The 16,509-nt window shown below is 55.1% G+C and carries 11 protein-coding genes and 2 tRNA genes; 12 read left to right on the forward strand and 1 reads right to left on the reverse strand.

Annotated elements, in window-relative coordinates; genetic code table 11:
* Positions 1 to 12: 12 nt before the first annotated feature.
* The 3 genes from HMPREF1986_RS12635 to HMPREF1986_RS08110 all read left to right on the forward strand — a co-directional run bounded on the left by HMPREF1986_RS12635 (position 13) and on the right by HMPREF1986_RS08110 (position 6,369).
* The gene (locus HMPREF1986_RS12635) at positions 13 to 4,605 is read left to right on the forward strand and encodes an AMP-binding protein (RefSeq protein WP_021774343.1); all 4,593 of its coding nucleotides are present in this window, start codon (positions 13 to 15) and stop codon (positions 4,603 to 4,605) included.
* Positions 4,605 to 5,243 (forward strand): 4'-phosphopantetheinyl transferase family protein, encoded by a 639-nt coding sequence (locus HMPREF1986_RS08105; RefSeq protein ID WP_021774344.1) that lies wholly within the window; start codon positions 4,605 to 4,607, stop codon positions 5,241 to 5,243. Before HMPREF1986_RS12635 ends, HMPREF1986_RS08105 begins: the two co-directional genes overlap by 1 nt.
* Positions 5,244 to 5,331: 88 nt before the next feature.
* On the forward strand, positions 5,332 to 6,369 hold the full coding sequence (locus tag HMPREF1986_RS08110) for an MBL fold metallo-hydrolase (protein ID WP_021774345.1): 1,038 nt from the start codon (positions 5,332 to 5,334) through the stop codon (positions 6,367 to 6,369).
* Positions 6,370 to 6,729: 360 nt separating this feature from the next.
* Here HMPREF1986_RS08110 and HMPREF1986_RS08115 read toward each other — a convergent pair.
* Positions 6,730 to 6,813, reverse strand: a tRNA-Ser gene (locus HMPREF1986_RS08115).
* A gap of 145 nt (positions 6,814 to 6,958) precedes the next feature.
* On the opposite strand from HMPREF1986_RS08115, the gene HMPREF1986_RS08120 reads away from it, so the two are divergent.
* The 9 genes from HMPREF1986_RS08120 to topA all read left to right on the forward strand — a co-directional run bounded on the left by HMPREF1986_RS08120 (position 6,959) and on the right by topA (position 16,471).
* Positions 6,959 to 8,431 (forward strand): PIN domain-containing protein, encoded by a 1,473-nt coding sequence (locus tag HMPREF1986_RS08120; protein WP_021774347.1) that lies wholly within the window; start codon positions 6,959 to 6,961, stop codon positions 8,429 to 8,431.
* Between the two features lie 75 nt (positions 8,432 to 8,506).
* Positions 8,507 to 8,590 (forward strand) — tRNA-Leu (locus HMPREF1986_RS08125).
* Positions 8,591 to 8,743: 153 nt separating this feature from the next.
* A complete protein-coding gene (locus HMPREF1986_RS13160) occupies positions 8,744 to 8,887 on the forward strand; it encodes a hypothetical protein (protein ID WP_021774348.1) in 144 nt (47 codons plus the stop codon).
* 84 nt (positions 8,888 to 8,971) lie between these two features.
* Positions 8,972 to 9,793, forward strand: coding sequence for an SDR family NAD(P)-dependent oxidoreductase (locus tag HMPREF1986_RS08130; RefSeq protein ID WP_021774349.1), 822 nt, complete (start codon positions 8,972 to 8,974; stop codon positions 9,791 to 9,793).
* Positions 9,790 to 10,857: an RluA family pseudouridine synthase gene (locus HMPREF1986_RS08135; RefSeq protein ID WP_021774350.1), complete on the forward strand. Its 1,068-nt coding sequence runs from the start codon at positions 9,790 to 9,792 to the stop codon at positions 10,855 to 10,857. The genes HMPREF1986_RS08130 and HMPREF1986_RS08135 overlap by 4 nt, the downstream gene beginning before the upstream one ends.
* A gap of 235 nt (positions 10,858 to 11,092) precedes the next feature.
* Positions 11,093 to 11,347 carry a type II toxin-antitoxin system prevent-host-death family antitoxin gene (locus tag HMPREF1986_RS08140; RefSeq protein ID WP_021774351.1) on the forward strand — a complete coding sequence of 85 codons (255 nt, stop codon included), beginning with the start codon at positions 11,093 to 11,095 and terminating at the stop codon, positions 11,345 to 11,347.
* Between the two features lie 421 nt (positions 11,348 to 11,768).
* On the forward strand, positions 11,769 to 13,322 hold the full coding sequence (locus tag HMPREF1986_RS08145; RefSeq protein WP_021774354.1) for a YifB family Mg chelatase-like AAA ATPase: 1,554 nt from the start codon (positions 11,769 to 11,771) through the stop codon (positions 13,320 to 13,322).
* The gene (gene dprA / locus HMPREF1986_RS08150) at positions 13,319 to 14,308 is read left to right on the forward strand and encodes a DNA-processing protein DprA (protein WP_021774355.1); all 990 of its coding nucleotides are present in this window, start codon (positions 13,319 to 13,321) and stop codon (positions 14,306 to 14,308) included. The genes HMPREF1986_RS08145 and dprA overlap by 4 nt, the downstream gene beginning before the upstream one ends.
* A gap of 108 nt (positions 14,309 to 14,416) precedes the next feature.
* The gene (gene topA, locus HMPREF1986_RS08155; RefSeq protein WP_021774356.1) at positions 14,417 to 16,471 is read left to right on the forward strand and encodes a type I DNA topoisomerase; all 2,055 of its coding nucleotides are present in this window, start codon (positions 14,417 to 14,419) and stop codon (positions 16,469 to 16,471) included.
* Positions 16,472 to 16,509 lie beyond the last annotated feature (38 nt).

Below are 16,509 nucleotides of genomic sequence, written 5' to 3' on the forward strand. Positions count from 1 at the left end.
GCGGGGGGAAGGATGATCGGAAACGGAAATCTCTCGTACTGGAGGGCTGTTCTCGATGAGGATCAGGGGACGGACGGCTTTCCGGAGAAGCATATCAGAACAGTAAAGAGCAGGGCTCCGAGGAGGAAAGCGGAGATAAAGCTTTCCATAAGCTGCGGAGAAAAGCTTTTTTCAATGGGAAAGGGAAGGCTGCCGAACCTTTTTATCCTGCTCCTCACAGGGGGATCGATCCTCTTATCGAAGCGAAGCTTCTCAAAGGATATCAGCTATGCTGTCCCGCTGCTGCTCTCGGCACGAGGGATGGGGCGGAAAAACCGGGTAGTGCTGCTCCGCCTTAGGATGAGAGCGGAGCAAAGCTTCCGGGAGCTTTCGAAAGAGACTGCGGAGGTCTACCAAAACGCGCTGAAGCACCAGGATATCGCGGAGGAGGAGCTTCCCCTTCCCTGCGATACCCATATGCCCCTCGTCAGGACGATCTTCTCTATGGAGGGGCTCCACGATGCGGAAGGGGCGAGTGGAATCTATCCGGACATCCTCTTTCTCTTCCGTTTAAGAGACGGGAGCATTTCGATCGAGGCTGACTACAACGCCGATCTCTATGAGGAGGAAGGGATCACCCATCTTCTCGCGGAGCTTCGCCGTCTCTTCCTGTTTGTCTCCGAAAACCCGGGCATTACTCTTTCCGAGCTGGACCTTCTTTCCGAGGAGGAGAAACGACTTCTTTCCTCCTTTCAGGGGAAGAGAGTTCCGGTGCCAAAGGAAGTGAATGCAGTCAGCGCTTTTTGCCTCTCCGCCAAACGCTATCCGGATAAGCGGGCACTGGTGCAGGGCGGAAAAGCCATGAGCTACCATGAGCTGGATCTTTTATCGGACAGGATCGCCTCCTTCCTCTTGGAGCAGTGCAGCGGATGCGGATATGTCGGGATCCATATGAGAAACTGCATGGAAAATACAGCCTCCATCCTGGGCATTCTGAAATCCGGTGCGGCCTATGTGCCGATCGACCCGGAGCTTCCCTTAGAGAGAATCGGCAGCATCATTGAAGATCTCGATCTCTCTGTCATTTTGACGAAAAAGGAGCAGCTCTTTGCGCTGGAGAGGCTGCAAATGGAGTCGCCCTGTCTTAGAGTACTGCTTTGTCTGGATGCGGAGGATATTCGATCGGAGGACAGCTCTTTGGAGAATCCGCTGGGAAATCAGGAGCTTTGGGAGTATGTCGGGAGCTCCGCGAAGGACGCGATCGAGGGGGGAGGCTGGAAGAGCAGCTATACGGGAGAGTACCTCTCGGAGCAGGAGATGAGGGAGTATGCGGACAATGTATCCGAAAAAATGCTTCCGCTCTTAAAGAAGGATGCGAAGCTTCTGGAGATCGGCTGTGCATCGGGACTTACGATGTTTCCGCTCTCGGAAAGGGTCGGGGAGTACTGGGGCACAGACCTTTCCGGATCGATCCTGGAAAAGGATCAAAGGAGGATAGAGGAGGAGCAGATCAAAAATATCAGGCTTATGAGGGTGGAGGCGATCGAGATCGATAAAATCGGGAGCAGGGACTTTGACGCCTTTTTACTGAACAGCGTGATCCAGTGCTTTCGGAGTTATTCGTATTTCCGGACGGTCCTGGAAAAGATGCTCTCTCTCTCCGCGGAGCGCTCTGTGATCTTCCTTGGCGATGTCATGGATGCCGGGACAAAGAAGGAGATGGTCGAGTCCCTGCGGCGTTTTTCCGAAGAAAACAGCGGAAAGGGCTATCAGACGAAAATGGACTGGTCCCAGGAGCTCTTCTTTGCGAGGGAGTATTTCAGAGACCTTCCGGCGGATTATCCGGAGATCGCCGCGGTGGAGATCTCAGAGAAGAGGGGAAGCATCCAGAATGAGCTGACCCGCTACCGCTACGATGTGCTGCTCTTTATCGATAAGAAAAAAGCGGAAAGGAGGAGGGAGGACAGGGAAAAGAGAGAGAGGGAAAAGGTCCGGAGATTCGGGAGGCAGTACGGCTTTGGGATTTTAAAAAGTTGTCCGGAGAGATTTTCCGGAAAAAGGATCTCACACGAGGACCCGGCCTATGTGATCTATACCTCCGGCACGACGGGAAAGCCGAAGGGGATCTGCATCCAGCACGGCTCCCTGATCCGTTTCATTGAGTGGAACAGGCGCTATTATGGGCTCACGGAGAAGGATGTAGGGACCCGCTACGCCGGGGTCGGATTTGACGCCTCCGTCTGGGAGCTTTTCCCGCTTCTTTCGTCAGGAGCGGAGCTGCATCTCATAGAGGAGGAGCTCAGGCTGGATATGGAGGCTCTGAATCGCTACTATGAGAAGCATCATATCAGCTTCAGCTTCCTGCCGACACAGATCGCGGAGCAGTTCATGGAGCTCGAGAATCACTCTCTGCGGATCCTCTGCACAGGGGGAGATGCGCTGGGCCGGATGAAGAAGCGGAGCTACCGCTTTTTCAATAACTACGGGCCGACGGAGAACACGGTCATCACAAGCGCGATCGAGCTCTCTCCAGAGGAGGAAAAGGATCTTTCGATCGGAAGGCCGATCGACAATACCGAGGTCTTCATCGTGGATCCATATGGGGCACCCCAACCGGTCGGATGCCCGGGAGAGCTCTGGATCGGAGGAGAGAATCTCGCGAAGGGCTATATCAATAGGCCGGAGCTCAACAGAAAGTGCTTCTCGGGGAGTAAGGTCCTAAGAAGAGAGAGACTTTATCGGAGCGGAGACCTCGCGAAATGGTCTTTGGACGGGAGACTTCACTTCCTGGGCAGGATCGACGGGCAGGTCAAGATATCGGCCTTTCGGATCGAGGTGGAGGAGATTGAAACGGCTCTTTGCGAAAACAGCGCGGTAAAGCGCGCTGTCGTTCGGCTTCTCCGATCGGGAGACGGGGGGAAGGCGCTCTGCGCCTATATCATTCGGCGGGGAGAGGTATCGGAGGAAGAGCTTAGGAGCTATCTCCTCACAAAGCTCCCGGAATACATGCTCCCCTCCTATATCCTGTTTATGGAGCGCTTTCCTGTGAGCAGAAACGGGAAGATCAATGATCGGAAGCTGCCGGATCCGAGAGAAAGCAAGGGAGAGGACCGGGGACTTGGACCGGAGAACAGGAGGGAGGAGCGTATCCTTCAGGCCTTCCGGACTGTCCTGCAAAATGACAGGATCGGCGTCACGGACAATTTCTTTCACTTTGGTGGAAACTCCATACAGGCGATCCGGCTGGTCTCTGAGCTTTCCGCAGACTTTGAGATCCGGATCAACGACCTCTTTCTTTATCAGACGGTCCGGGAGCTCTCTGGGCATATCACAGAGAAAAAAGAGGAGCTTTGGGAGCGCTTTTTGGAGGTCGAAAAGACCGTTCTCGAATGGCAGAGCAGCCCTCCGGACAAAGAATTTTTGGAAAAACAACGGTTCTATCGGGAATCCCTTCGGAATCTTCCGGAGAAGCTCTCCGTGGATCCGAAAAAATATAAGGCGATTTTTCTGACCGGCGGGACGGGCTTTTTCGGAATTCATACCGCAAGGCGTCTTTTAATGGACAGTAAAGCGGAGCTCTATCTCTCCATGAGAGACGGGAGTGAGGAGGAGGCCTGGGAGCGCCTCTTCCGAAAGTGGAGACATTATTTCGGAGCAGAGCCCTCGAGAGAGGAAGCCGGGAGGCTTCATATCGTGCTCGCTTCTCTCACAAAAGAACGGCTGGGACTCTGCGAAGAGGATTATGCGCTTCTCTCAGAGAGAACGGACTGCATCATCAATGCGGCTGCGAATGTGCGGCACTACGGGCATTATGAAGATTTTTCCGGGATCAATGCGGAGCTTATCCGAAAGCTCGCGGAGCTCTCAGACAGGGGGAGGAGAAAGGAGATCCACCATATTTCCACCATCGGAGTCGCGGAAGGGCTGATCGAAGGGAAGAAATTGTTCTTTTACACGGAAAAGGACGGCGATCTCGGACAGGCGGACGACAATTATTACACGAGTACGAAGCGGGAGGCGGAGCGGCATATCGAAAGACTGCGGAAGGAGGGAAGGGATATCAGCATCTACCGGCTTGGCAATCTGATCGCGGATTCCGAGAGCGGCATCTTCCAAGACAATATCGACACGAATGGCTTTTACAAAATCCTTCGGGCGATGATCTGTATGGAGAGGACAGCGGAGTCCTCGATATGGCTTCCGGATTTTTCCTTCATCGATCAGATAACGGATGCCTTTATACGGCTTCTTCTCTCAGAGCACAGTCACTTCGAAACGTATCATCTCTTAAACTCCTCACGGCTCAGCATGGCGGAGCTTGGAGAAATTCTCCGGGAACTCGGGTACCCGGTTCATTCCATGAGTGCGGAAGACTATCTTCGCTTCCTCTATGAGATGCGGGAGGATCCAAAGCTTGGACCCTATGTCTCGGACTTTATCCTCCATGGCCGGCTCTTGGACATCCCCCGGAGCACGTATTTTTACCTTGCCTCGGAGAGGACGGAAAGGCTGCTGGATAGACTGGGCTTTCGATGGAAGGCAGCGGACAAGGAGAGTATCGGAAGGATGCTTTCATACTGTGAAAAGGTAGCTTTTCTGCCAAAGCCCGGACAGAGGAAGAGCTAGTGCTTTCTAAAAGCTTGGGGGATTCGGAGCTTTGGCTTGAAGAGGTGATTTTTGAAAGAGAGACAGAAATCCTCTCCGAGCTTCCGCCGGAGAGCCGGCTTCGGATCGAAAGATATCGGCGCAGAGAGGACCGGGCGAGAAGTGCGTTTTCAGAGCGGATGGTGCGGCAGTATTTTTCAAAAAGACAGGATATTCCTCCGGAAAGGCTCAGGATCTTCCGGGACCTCCTGGGAAGGCCCTATATCCCCGGGGAGAGTATGGACTTTAACATAAGCCACTCCGGACGCTATGCGGCCGTCGTCTTTTCCCCCGGGAGAGTGGGGCTTGATATCGAGAGGATACAGAGGGAGACAGAACCCGGAATGGAAGAGCAGCTATGCAGCCGGAGGGAGCTTCTTTCGATCAGAAGCTCCGACTGCCCCGCAGAGCTTTTCAGCAGGCTTTGGGTATTGAAGGAGAGCTATCTGAAAGCGAGGGGAAGCGGCTTTTTGACAGAAGAAGAGCTTCCGGAATTTCAATTTCTGGGGAAGCGGATTCTTTGCAGCCGGAGGACCCGCTCCATAAGCCTCCTAAAGCTCTCCCCATCGAAAGACAGCGCCGATCCCGAAGCCTATTACCTCGCCGTGACCGTGCTCTGAGAGATCGGAGTGCACGAATTTACAGATTTATTCTTGAAAGGGGAGCAGGATTCGGATATAGTAGTGCAAAGTCAGGAGGGGAAAAATAATGAGAGAGGTATTTCCGGGGGTATTTGAGATCCGTCTTCATGACAGGAGTGACAGTCACGGCGTCAGAGAGATCAGCATTTTTTTGATCCCGGCGAGGGATAGGAGCCTCATGATCGACACGGGCTTCCGACTCCCGGAGTGCTTCCGGATGCTGGAAGAGGGGCTTCACAGTCTCCATATTCCCATGGACCGCCTGGATATCTTTCTCACGCACCGGCATCACGACCACTGCGGCCTTGCCTCTGAATTCCAGAAAAGGGGAGCGCGGATCTTCATGAATCCCGAGGAGGAGCGTCATCCCTATGACTGCCTGAGTTATCGTCCGGAAAAGAACTCTCTTCCCGAGCAGGAAAGAGTCCTTCGCTCTGCCGGAATCTCCGAGGAGCAAAGCCCCGAAATCTGGGCCGCCTTCCAGAAGGTCTCCGAGAGGATCGAACGGCATGAGGATTGGTTCCTCGCGATCACGGGCTTTCCCTATGAGAAAGCGAGGGCGGGGGAACACTTTGACTACGGAGATTTTCACTTCCGCGCCATCCCCCTCCGCGGACATACCTACGGACAGCTGGGACTCATGGAGGAGGAGAAAAAGCTTTTCTTCACGGCGGATCAGCTGATCCATGGTGTCTCCCCGATCGTTGCGACGACCTATGTCGGAGAGGGGCTCCTGCAGGCCTTCTTTGATTCCATGGAATATGTAAAAAAGCGCTGTCACAGCGGCTGGACGATTCTCCCCTCCCACGGAAACAGGATAGAGAATGTCTCGGAGGAGGTCGATAAGACGGTATTTGCCTATCTGGAAAAGACGAGCCGGGTGAAGGACTGTCTGGAAAAGCAAAGAGAGGAAATGTGCTGCCGGCGCCTCATGGAGCTTTGCTATCAGGCGGGGGAAGCGCCGAAGGATGAGGCCGGGCTCTTTCTCTATAAGATGACGCTCACAAAGACCTTCAGCATCCTGGAATACCTCCATGATATTAACTTTGTCAGCCGGAGGATGCAGGGGGGGACCTATTACTGGAAGCTTTTGGAAAAGGAATAGCGCTTCCGGCGGCAGCGTGCAGCCTGCCCTTTTGTTCGGGCGCTCTTCTGAGGACTCTTCTGAGAGAGCCTGAGAGAGCGGCGGGAGCAGAGGCCGCATTGCCTCCTTCCTGATTTTATGCGGAATCGGATGGAAAAGTCGGAACGGAAATATACTGCTGAAATAGATTGCCAGGGGGCGGACAAAAACTGTCATCGAGCAGCGATATCCTTCCCACTGCCGACCGGATTTTGGATTTTCACCGCTTAGAAACGTGCGCCTCCGGGCGCATAAAAACAGGGGCGCCGATTTCTCAGCGCCCTCAACTTTTTGGAAAAGTCCTTTCTCCGAATCTCCCCGGAGACTTTTCTTTTCCTTTCGCGACGAGGATGGGACTTGAACCCACAACCCGCAGAACGGGCACCAACTTTCCAGGCTGGCCGACTACCATTATCACACCTCGTCTCAAACAGCCCGCTAAGTATAGCATTCCGTCTTCTAAAAAGCAAGAGATATTTGGAGAATCTCAGAGAAGCCATTGGAAAAGCGGAGAATATAATGTATAATCCTAGGGGAAAAAACTGCAAAGCGCAGGGTAAGGAGAAAAAGAGTGATCATTTTAGTGGATTTTGAAAACACGCACGGGAGCGGCTTTGAGGGCTATGAATACCTCAATGATACGGATACCGTGGTGGTCTATTACAGCGATGATAATTCCGCTGTGAAACGGGGCATGGTCGATGATCTGAAGGACCGGAACGTCAACGTGCGCATGGTGAAGCTTTTGAAGCAGCACAGCAATGCTCTGGACATGTATATTGCGTCTACAACCGGTATGTTTTTGGACACGGGGGAGAAGATATGCATCGTCTCAAAGGACAAGGGATATGCGGCGGTCCGCGATTTCTGGCACAGCCTCCGCGGAGCGGAGATTCTCCTCGGGGAAACGATCGAAGAGTGCTTTCTGCACTCCGTGGCCAATGACGACCCGAGGATCCGGAGCGCGAAGGAGAGAAACCAGAAGGCGATCCTGACGGATGCCTTTGAGACCATGAACCGGATCCCGACAAGGCCTACTCTGAGCCGGGGGAATTTCCGGAGGAGAAGAGGGAACGAGGACCTGAACCGCAATACAGATCCCGTGGAGATCCTTCCCAATCCGCTTTTGAAGGATCAGAAGGAGAGCACACACAGGGAGACCCCGGAACAGGCCGCGGCGAATGCTGTCATTGCCGAGCTTGTCGCTTCTATGGATCAGTCACTGGATCAGGCCCTTCTCGGGGAGGAGAAAAGCGAGATGCTGCCGTTGCTCCAGGAAGAGGGAAGGACCTCGGGAGCCCAGGAGGATTTTTCCAAGACAGAGCATGCAGGGGCGCAGGAAGAGATTTCGAGGGCGATCCCAAAGCTAAACCCCAATCAGGTGCGCTTTGTCTATGATCCGAAGACCCGCACCATGCAAAAAATCGGCGGGGAAGAGCCGAAAGAGGAAAAAACTGCGGGAGCGGCAGAGGCAGAGAGGGACGAAAAGGCCCCGGTGAGAGAAGAGAGCGAAAAGCCGGCCGCAGAGGGAAAGAACGGAAGGCACGCGAGAAGAGGAAGAAAGAGGAATACGGAGAAAAAGGCGGAGTCCCTGAAGGATGAGAAGATCGAGAAGAATGAGAATGGAAAAAAGGCAGGGGATGTAGAGCCGGGGAAAGAGATAGAGCAGGCGGAAAAGGCCATAGAGAAAAAGAGCGGGGGAGAGCTTCCTAAGACAGAGAAGACCGCTCCGAAGAGACGGGGACGGAAGCCAAAGGCGAAGCAGAACGAGGACAGTGCACCGGAGGAGAAGGAGATCATGGCACTCTCGGTGAGCCATGAGCCTGCCCCAGAGGAAGCGGAGAAGGAAAAGAAGCCGGGACGTCGGGGACGCGTCGGCACAAAGAGCGGGAAGGAGACATCCTCCGCGGAGTCCTCCTCCGAAAAGTCGGAGAAAAAGACCGGAGAAGAGAGCAAAGAGAATAAGGAAAAGGGAGCGGAGCCGAAGAAAAGAAGGAGAGGCCGGAAGCCGAAGGCAGAGCATACTGAGGGAAGTGACAGCTAGACATTCTGCGCCGAAATCTTTTTTATAAAAGAGCTTGCGCTTTCGCGGACAGCGTGCTAATATACAAGCTGTCGCGCGGGAGTGCTGGAATTGGCAGACAGGCAAGACTAAGGATCTTGTGTCCGGTAGGACGTGTGGGTTCAAGTCCCATCTCCCGCAGGAGAAAAGAGCAAGGATATCGGCCTAAGTGGAAGGGCCCGAGTCCTTGCTTTTTCCATAGCAGGGGATCTTGTTATTTTCCTTTTGGAGAGAAGGCAGCGCCTTCGGAACGCTTTATGCTCTCAGTGAAAAGGCAAGAGAAGACGGAGCAGTATGGAAAAGCGTATCCGTCTCGATACCGTATTGAGCTTCGATATCACAGCGGATAAGGCACTCCCGATCCTCTACCGCGAGATTTCCTCGCGTTATCCGGACTACAGGATCGAAATCACACCGGATCTGGATACCGCGGATTAGCCGTTTGAAAAACGGGAGGGAAAAGGGAGGACAGAAGATTTTTCCTGATATCCGCCAATATAAGACAGAGGAAGGAGAGAGAAGATGAAAATTGCGGTGATCACCGGGGCAAGCTCCGGCATGGGGAGGGAGCTCGCCCTCCTTTTGGATCAGCGGATCCCGAATATTCAGGAGCTTTGGCTGATCGGGAGACGGAGGGAGCGCCTCCTCTCTCTGGAGAGGCGGCTTAGGAAAAAGTGCCGCCTCCTTTCCATGGATCTCCTGGAGCCCTCCTCTTTCCTTTCCTATGAGAGAGCTCTTGAGGAGAGCGGGGCAGAGATCGTCTTTTTGGTAAATGCGGCGGGCTTTGGCAAGATCGGTGCGGTTTCCCGGCTGTCTTTGTCGGAGCAGCTCGCCATGATCGATCTGAATCTTCGATCGCTTACCGCATTTTGCCGTGTTTCCATCCCATATCTTTCGGAAAAGTCGAGAATCATCAATTTCTCCTCCGCCGCGGCCTTCCTGCCGCAGCCGGACTTTTCGGTCTACGCCGCGGGGAAAAGCTACGTTCTCAGCTTCTCCGAGGCGCTGGATGAGGAGCTCCGGGGGAGCGGCTGCCGCGTCTGCGCGGTCTGCCCCGGGCCGGTAAAAACGGAATTTTTCGATGTCGCAGAGAGAGACGGACGGAGCATAGCCGCCTATAAGATACTTTTTATGGCAAGACCGGATAGAGTGGCACGCCTTGCCTTAAGGGACAGTGTGCTCGGGAAGAAATGCTCTGTTTACGGATATTCCATGAAGCTTTTTCGGCTTCTCGCAAAGCTTCTCCCCCACCGCTTTTTTTTCTTTCTCTTAAGGGAGATCCAGAGGCTTTCCGGCTCTATGGATTCGAACAGTACCTTATCCAATAAGCGGAGGAATCCTTGAGAGAGCTTAGGATCGGGGAAAACGAGGCGGGACAGCGGCTCGATAAGCTCCTTCGGAAATATCTGAGGCGGGCGGAGAACGGCTTTCTCTATAAAATGCTTCGAAAGAAAAATATTACATTGAACGGGAGGAAGGCCTCGGGTAAGGAGCTTCTCAAAGAGGGAGATCTTTTAAAGCTCTTCTTTTCGGAGGAGAGCTTTCAGAAGCTTTGCGCTCCGCTTCCTCTGCTTTCTGAGACGAAGGAAAGAGAGGAGGGGAGAGCGCAGGCAGAGTGGGAGGGGGAAGCTTTTTCATCCCGCATCGTCTATGAGGATGAAAATCTTCTGCTTTTCAATAAGCCCGCGGGCCTTCTCTCACAATCCGATGGGAGCGGACTCCCCTCAGTAAATGAGCTCTGCCTCTTCTATCTCATGGAAAAGGGGGAGCTTGGAAGAGAGCAGCTCGCAAGCTTCCGGCCCGGGGTCGCAAATCGTCTGGATAGAAATACCACGGGTCTTCTCCTCTTCGGAAAAACGCTCCCGGCTCTTCAGGAGCTCTCTTTCTGCCTTAAGAAAAGAACGATCGGGAAATACTACCTCGCCGTAGTCCTCGGCCATACCCCGGAGCAGGGAAGGATCGAGGGCTTCCTTCGGAAGGATCCGGACAAAAACAGAGTCTTTCTTCAGGAAGAGGCGTCCGGTGGGGCGAAGGAGGTGCAGAGCGAGTATAGAAGGCTCTTCGCGGGGGAGAGCGGGGAACAGATTTCCTTCAGCGTGCTCCTCGTCCATCTCATCAGCGGAAAGACGCATCAGATTCGCGTGCATCTTGCCTCCGTCTCCCATCCGATCCTGGGGGACCCGAAGTATGGAGATCGGGATCTGAACCGCCTTTTACAAAAGAGGACGGGGCTTCGCTCGCAGCTTCTCCACGCCTGTGAGCTCCGTTTTCCGAAGTTCCCGGAGGACTCGCGCCTTTCCTATCTCTCGGAAAAAAGCTTTTATGCGAGTCCGCCGCGCTCCTTCCTTCCCTTCCTCCCGAAAAAGTACCGGCCCCCGGAGGGCTCGCGCCTCTTTCAGATAAAATAGAAAAACAGATTCGCATTGTCCAGAGTCTCTTCACAAAGTGCCGCCTTCCTATCGCCAGTTCCCAGACAGCGGAATCAAAGCAATCAAGCATATCATCATGAGCTTGCTGTCCGTTATGAATTTAGTCAATGGTATAGGCTTCGTTATCTGAATATAATCGAAGCCCGTGCTGTAAAAGCTTCGGTTGGATTTTACAGCAGATTGGGATATACTATGGGCGAAAGGAGTCAGCAATATGCCAAATATCAAACCCGTTTCCGATCTGCGAAATTACAGCGATGTGCTGCATGATGTGGCTGTCGGCGCTCCGGTTTTTCTGACAAAGAACGGACGCGGCCGATATGTGATTCTCGATATGCAGGACTTTGAAAAGACGGAGGCAAGCCTCCGTCTGATGAAGGAACTTGCGAAAGGACGAAAATCCGGCGAAGAGAAAGCCTGGCTGACATTAGAAGCCGTGGAGAAGAAGCTCGGGATCGTCAATGAATAGTCTGCATTTATCCGAAGAAGCTCAAAATGATCTCATTGAAATCAAAGCCTATATTGAGGAAGAGCTGCTGAACCCATCCGTAGCAAAGGAACCCCCTCCCCCTTCGTGCAAGCACGAGGGGGAGAGGGTTCCTTTGACACTGGAATTTTATATTTGACAAGCTTTGTCGGAGCGGCTATGATTAAAAAAAGTCTTTGATTCTGGGCGTTCTGCCCGAGATTTTCACTTTTTATCATCTGTCAATTTCCCATATATTTCCCATATTTCAGCATTGGATAATGAGAGCGCTGTTTTGTGTTTTCCCGGGAGGGGGCTTCCGTTTTTTTGTCTTTCTGTAAAGGGGATTTTCTGCCTCTTAGATAGAAAATATCGCGGAAGCTGTCCGCAGGCTCCTGGAGTTTTGATATAAGGAGGGGGATTTATGCTTGCGAAAATCAACAGTGCCGGGCTGCATGGGCTGGACGGCTACCCGGTCTGCGTGCAGGTGGATGAGAGCAACGGCCTGCCCCGTTCGGTCATCGTCGGGAATGTCTCCGCGAATGTGAGGGAGGCGCTGGATCGCTGCACGGTGGCGATGAAGAATGCGGAGCTTCCCCTTCCGCCAAAGCGCTTGACGATCAATCTCCAGCCGGCGGATCGGAGGAAGGATGGGAGCGGCTTTGATCTTCCGATCCTCCTCGGCATGCTCCTCTCCCTCGGACTTGTGGCCTGCTCCCCTCCGGAGGATTATGGCTTTTTCGGAGAGGTCGGACTGGATGGGGAGATCCGACATGTGCGGGGTGCGCTCTCTTTGGTTACGGCGCTCCAGGAAGCGGGGCTTCGAGGCGCGGTGGTTCCGGAGGAGGATGCGGCGGAGGCATCCGTCGTGGAGGGGATGGATATCATCGGAGTCCGTTCGATCTCGGATCTTAGGTCTCTTCTCTCCTCGGAGGAGAGCTTTCGGAGCTTTCAGAGGGGGAGGGGAGGGCAGAGGGAGGAGAGTGAGCCGGAGAAAATCCCGGATTTTTCCGATGTGCGCGGGCAGAGCTTTTCCGTGCGGGCGGCCTTGATCGCCGCCGCAGGGAAGCATAATCTCCTTTTGTCCGGGCCGGCCGGCTCCGGAAAAAGCATGATCGCAAAGCGGATTCCTGGGATCCTTCCGCCCCTCTCTCGGAAGGAGGATATCGAGATCACAAAGCTATACTCCATCGCGGGCATGCTCCCGAAGGGGAGGGCTCTCTATGGGAAGCGCCCCTTTCGCTCCCCGCATCACAGCATCACTTCTACGGCTCTCCTTGGGGGGAGCGGACCCGGAGGGATCGTGCCGGGCGAGCTGCCGCTTGCCTTAAACGGGGTGCTTTTCCTCGATGAGCTCCCCCTTTTTTCCAAAAGCTCGATCGAGGGGCTCAGGCAGCCCATGGAGGACCGCTTTTTGGTGATTCAGCGCCTGAGCGGTTCCTTTCGCTATCCGGCGGACTGCCTTTTGATCGCCGCGATGAATCCCTGCCCCTGCGGACATTTCCCGGACAGAAGGCGCTGCCACTGCACACCCTCCCAGATCCGCTCCTATCAAAGGGGCATCTCCAAACCGATCCTAGAGAGGATGGATCTCTGCGTGGAGGTCTCCCCCGTGAGCTACGAGGATGCCAGATCCCGGGGGCGGGGGATTTCCAGTGAGAGGCTCCGGGAGGATGTGATCCGGGCCAGAGAGATCCAGCGGGAGCGCTTCCGGGGGCTTCCGATCCGCTGTAATTCCGAGATGGGGATCGGGGAGATCGAGCGCTTCTGTACGCTAAGAGAGAAGGAGGAGAGCTTTATGAGGAGGATTTTCCAGCTGAAGCAGCTTTCCATGCGGACCTATCACAAGCTTCTGAAGACCGCGAGGACCATAGCGGATCTCTCGGGAGAGGCGGAGATCGGGATCCCGCAGCTCTCCGAGGCCGTGTCCTATCGAAGCCTGGAGGAGCGGCTTTTCGGGGAGGAGGCTGCGCTATGAGAGGAGGCTATGAGAGATCCTTTTCCGAGCGCTTTCCCATACGGGAGATCACGCCGCTGGATCCGGAATTTCCGGAGCGGCTCAGACAGATTCCGGACTGTCCCTCCTGCCTCTACCTTAGGGGAGAGCTCCCCTCCGATCACAGTCCCTCCGTCTCGATCATCGGGGCAAGAGACGGGAGCCCCTACGGAAGGGAGATCGCGGAGGCCTTTGCGGGGGCGCTCGCAGGACGGGGAGTCAGCATCGTGAGCGGGATGGCCCGGGGGATCGATACGGCGGGGCATTGGGGCGCGCTGAAGGGCGGGGGAAGGACCTATGCCGTACTCGGCTGCGGAGCGGATATCTGCTATCCCAGGAGCAATTATGAGCTCTACGAGAGGATCGCGGAGCAGGGAGGGATTCTCAGCGAATTTCCCGCGGGGACGGCGCCCCTTCCCGCAAATTTTGTGAGGAGAAACCGGCTGATTTCCGGTCTCTCGGATGCGGTGCTTGTGATCGAGGCAAAGGAGCGCTCCGGCACATCCATCACAGTGGGGCATGCTCTGGAGCAGGGAAAGCAGGTCTTCGCGCTGCCGGGACGGATCACGGATCACCTCTCCTTTGGCTGTAATCAGCTGATCCGCCAGGGCGCGGAGCTTCTGTCCTGCGTGGAGGATGTGCTCAGCTTTCTGCACCTTGAGAGAGAGGGAGAGCTTCTCCTTCTTCCGCCGAAGGAGGGGGAGCTCTCTAAGCTGCAGCGGAAGGTATTTTCCGCGCTCGATACGAAAAGCATCCACATCGAGGAACTCTCCCGCCTCCTGGGACTTCCCACGGAGAAACTGTCCGGAATCCTTCTGGAGCTGGAGCTTCTCGGCTTTTCGGAATCCCCGAAGTGCGCCTACTACCGGAGGAGATGCTTCCAAAAGACCGCGGAAAAGGGAGAAATGGAGAAGCGGGATGGCGCGGAAGGGCCTTGCAATATTTCAAAAGACCTGTTAGGATTCTGAAAGTGCGCCGTTTTATGCGCTGCGGCGGTCCGGGAGTGCTTCCATGGGCGGGCTCCGGGATCTGCCGGATCACAGCCGTTCGATCATGCAGAGGCAGGAAGAAAGTTCATGGCAAAGAATTTAATCATAGTGGAGTCTCCCGCGAAGGTAAAGACGATCAGCAAGTTTCTGGGGAAAAACTATACGATCGACGCCACGATGGGACATTTAATCGATATGCCGAAAAGCTCGCTCGGCGTGGATGTGGAGCACGATTACGAGCCGAAGTACATCACGATCCGCGGAAAAGGGGAGCTCCTCGGGAAGCTGAAAAAGGAGGCGAAAAAGGCGGACCGCATCTTCCTTGCGACCGACCCGGACCGGGAGGGGGAGGCGATCAGCTGGCACCTCGGAAGGGAGCTTTGCCGGGAGGAGAGCAACCGGGAAAAGATTTCCCGCATCAGCTTCAATGAGATCACGAAGAATGCCGTCCGGACCGCCCTGAAGCATCCGCGGGATATCGACATGGATCTCGTAAACGCACAGCAGGCGAGGCGGGTCATGGACCGGCTCGTGGGATATACGATCAGTCCGCTCCTTTGGAAGAAGATCAGAAAGGGTCTTTCTGCGGGGAGGGTGCAGTCCGTCGCTCTCAGGATGATCTGTGACAGGGAGACGGAGATCGCGGCCTTCCATCCGGAGGAGTACTGGAGCCTGGAGGCCTCCGTTTTACACGGCAGAAAGAAGCTCTGCGCGGCCTTTTACGGGAAAGAAAAGCGCATGGAGCTTAAGACCGAGCGCGAGGTCGATGAGATCATCCGTTCCATCGGGGAGCAGGAGCTTATCGTCTCCGAGATCCGGAAATCGGAGCGGAGAAAGAAGCCTCCCCTTCCCTTTACGACGAGCACGCTTCAGCAGGAGGCCTCGAAGCTCCTGTCCTTTCCGACCCAGAAGACGATGCGGATCGCGCAGTCCCTCTACGAGGGCGTCAATGTGAAAAACCGGGGGACAGTCGGGCTCATCACCTATCTCAGGACGGATTCCACGAGAATCGCGGAGGAGGCCGATGAGGCGGTGCGCGCTCTGATCGCGGAGAAGTACGGAAAGGAATATGTCCTTCCGAAGGGGCAGGAGAGGGAGAAGAAGGAGGGGAAGATCCAGGATGCCCATGAGGCGATCCGCCCGAGCTATCTGGAGATCACGCCGGGGGAGGCGAAGGAGAGCCTGGGACGGGATGAGTACCGCCTCTATCAGCTCATCTATCAGCGCTTCCTCGCCTCCCGCATGCAGCCTGCGGTCTATGATACGGAGACGGTCAGGCTGAAGGCGGGGGAGTATTTCTTTGTGCTGAACGGAAGCCGGATCGCCTTCGAGGGCTTTCTCTCCGTCTACCGCTCCGAGGAGGACAGGGAGGAGAAGAATGTGCAGCTCCCGAAGCTTGTGCCGGGAGAGGTTCTGAAGAGGGAGGGCTTTCAGAAGGAGCAGCATTTCACCCAGCCCCCCGCGCACTATACGGAGGCCTCGCTGGTGAAGGCGCTGGAGGAGGACGGCATCGGGCGGCCCTCGACCTATGCCCCCACGATCGGAACGCTGCTCCACAGGCGCTATATCACAAAGGAGAAGAAGAATCTCTTTGTCACGGAGCTCGGAAGCGCCGTAAACGAGATGATGACGAAAAACTTCCCGACGATCGTGGACACCGGCTTCACCGCCAATATGGAGACGCTTCTGGATTCCGTCGCGGAGGGAAAGCTCCCCTGGAAGACTCTGATCGAAAACTTCTATCCGGATCTCTCAGAAGCGGTGGAGAAGGCGAATCAGGAGGTGGAAAAGATCACGATCCGGGACGAGGAGACCGAAATCCCCTGCGATAAGTGCGGACGAAGGATGGTCATAAAGTACGGACCCCACGGGAAGTTCCTCGCCTGCCCGGGCTTCCCGGAATGCCGGAATACCAAGCCCTACATGGAATACGCGGGCTTCCTCTGTCCGGACTGCGGAGCGGAATGCGTGAAAAAGCGCTCCCGGAAGGGGCGGATCTTCTACTCCTGCTCCCGCTACCCGGACTGCAGCTATATCAGCTGGGCGAAGCCGAAGGACGCGAAGGCCGGGGAAAAGAAGGAAAACGAGATTGCGTCTCTCCCCCTTCCCGCGGTTGACAGAGAAGAAAAAATCATGCTATAGTAAAAGCCGCGCCATTTGGCGCGGTTTTCTTTGTCCTT

Source organism: Oribacterium sp. oral taxon 078 str. F0263 (assembly GCF_000469565.1).
Taxonomy (GTDB): Bacteria; Bacillota; Clostridia; order Lachnospirales; family Lachnospiraceae; genus Oribacterium.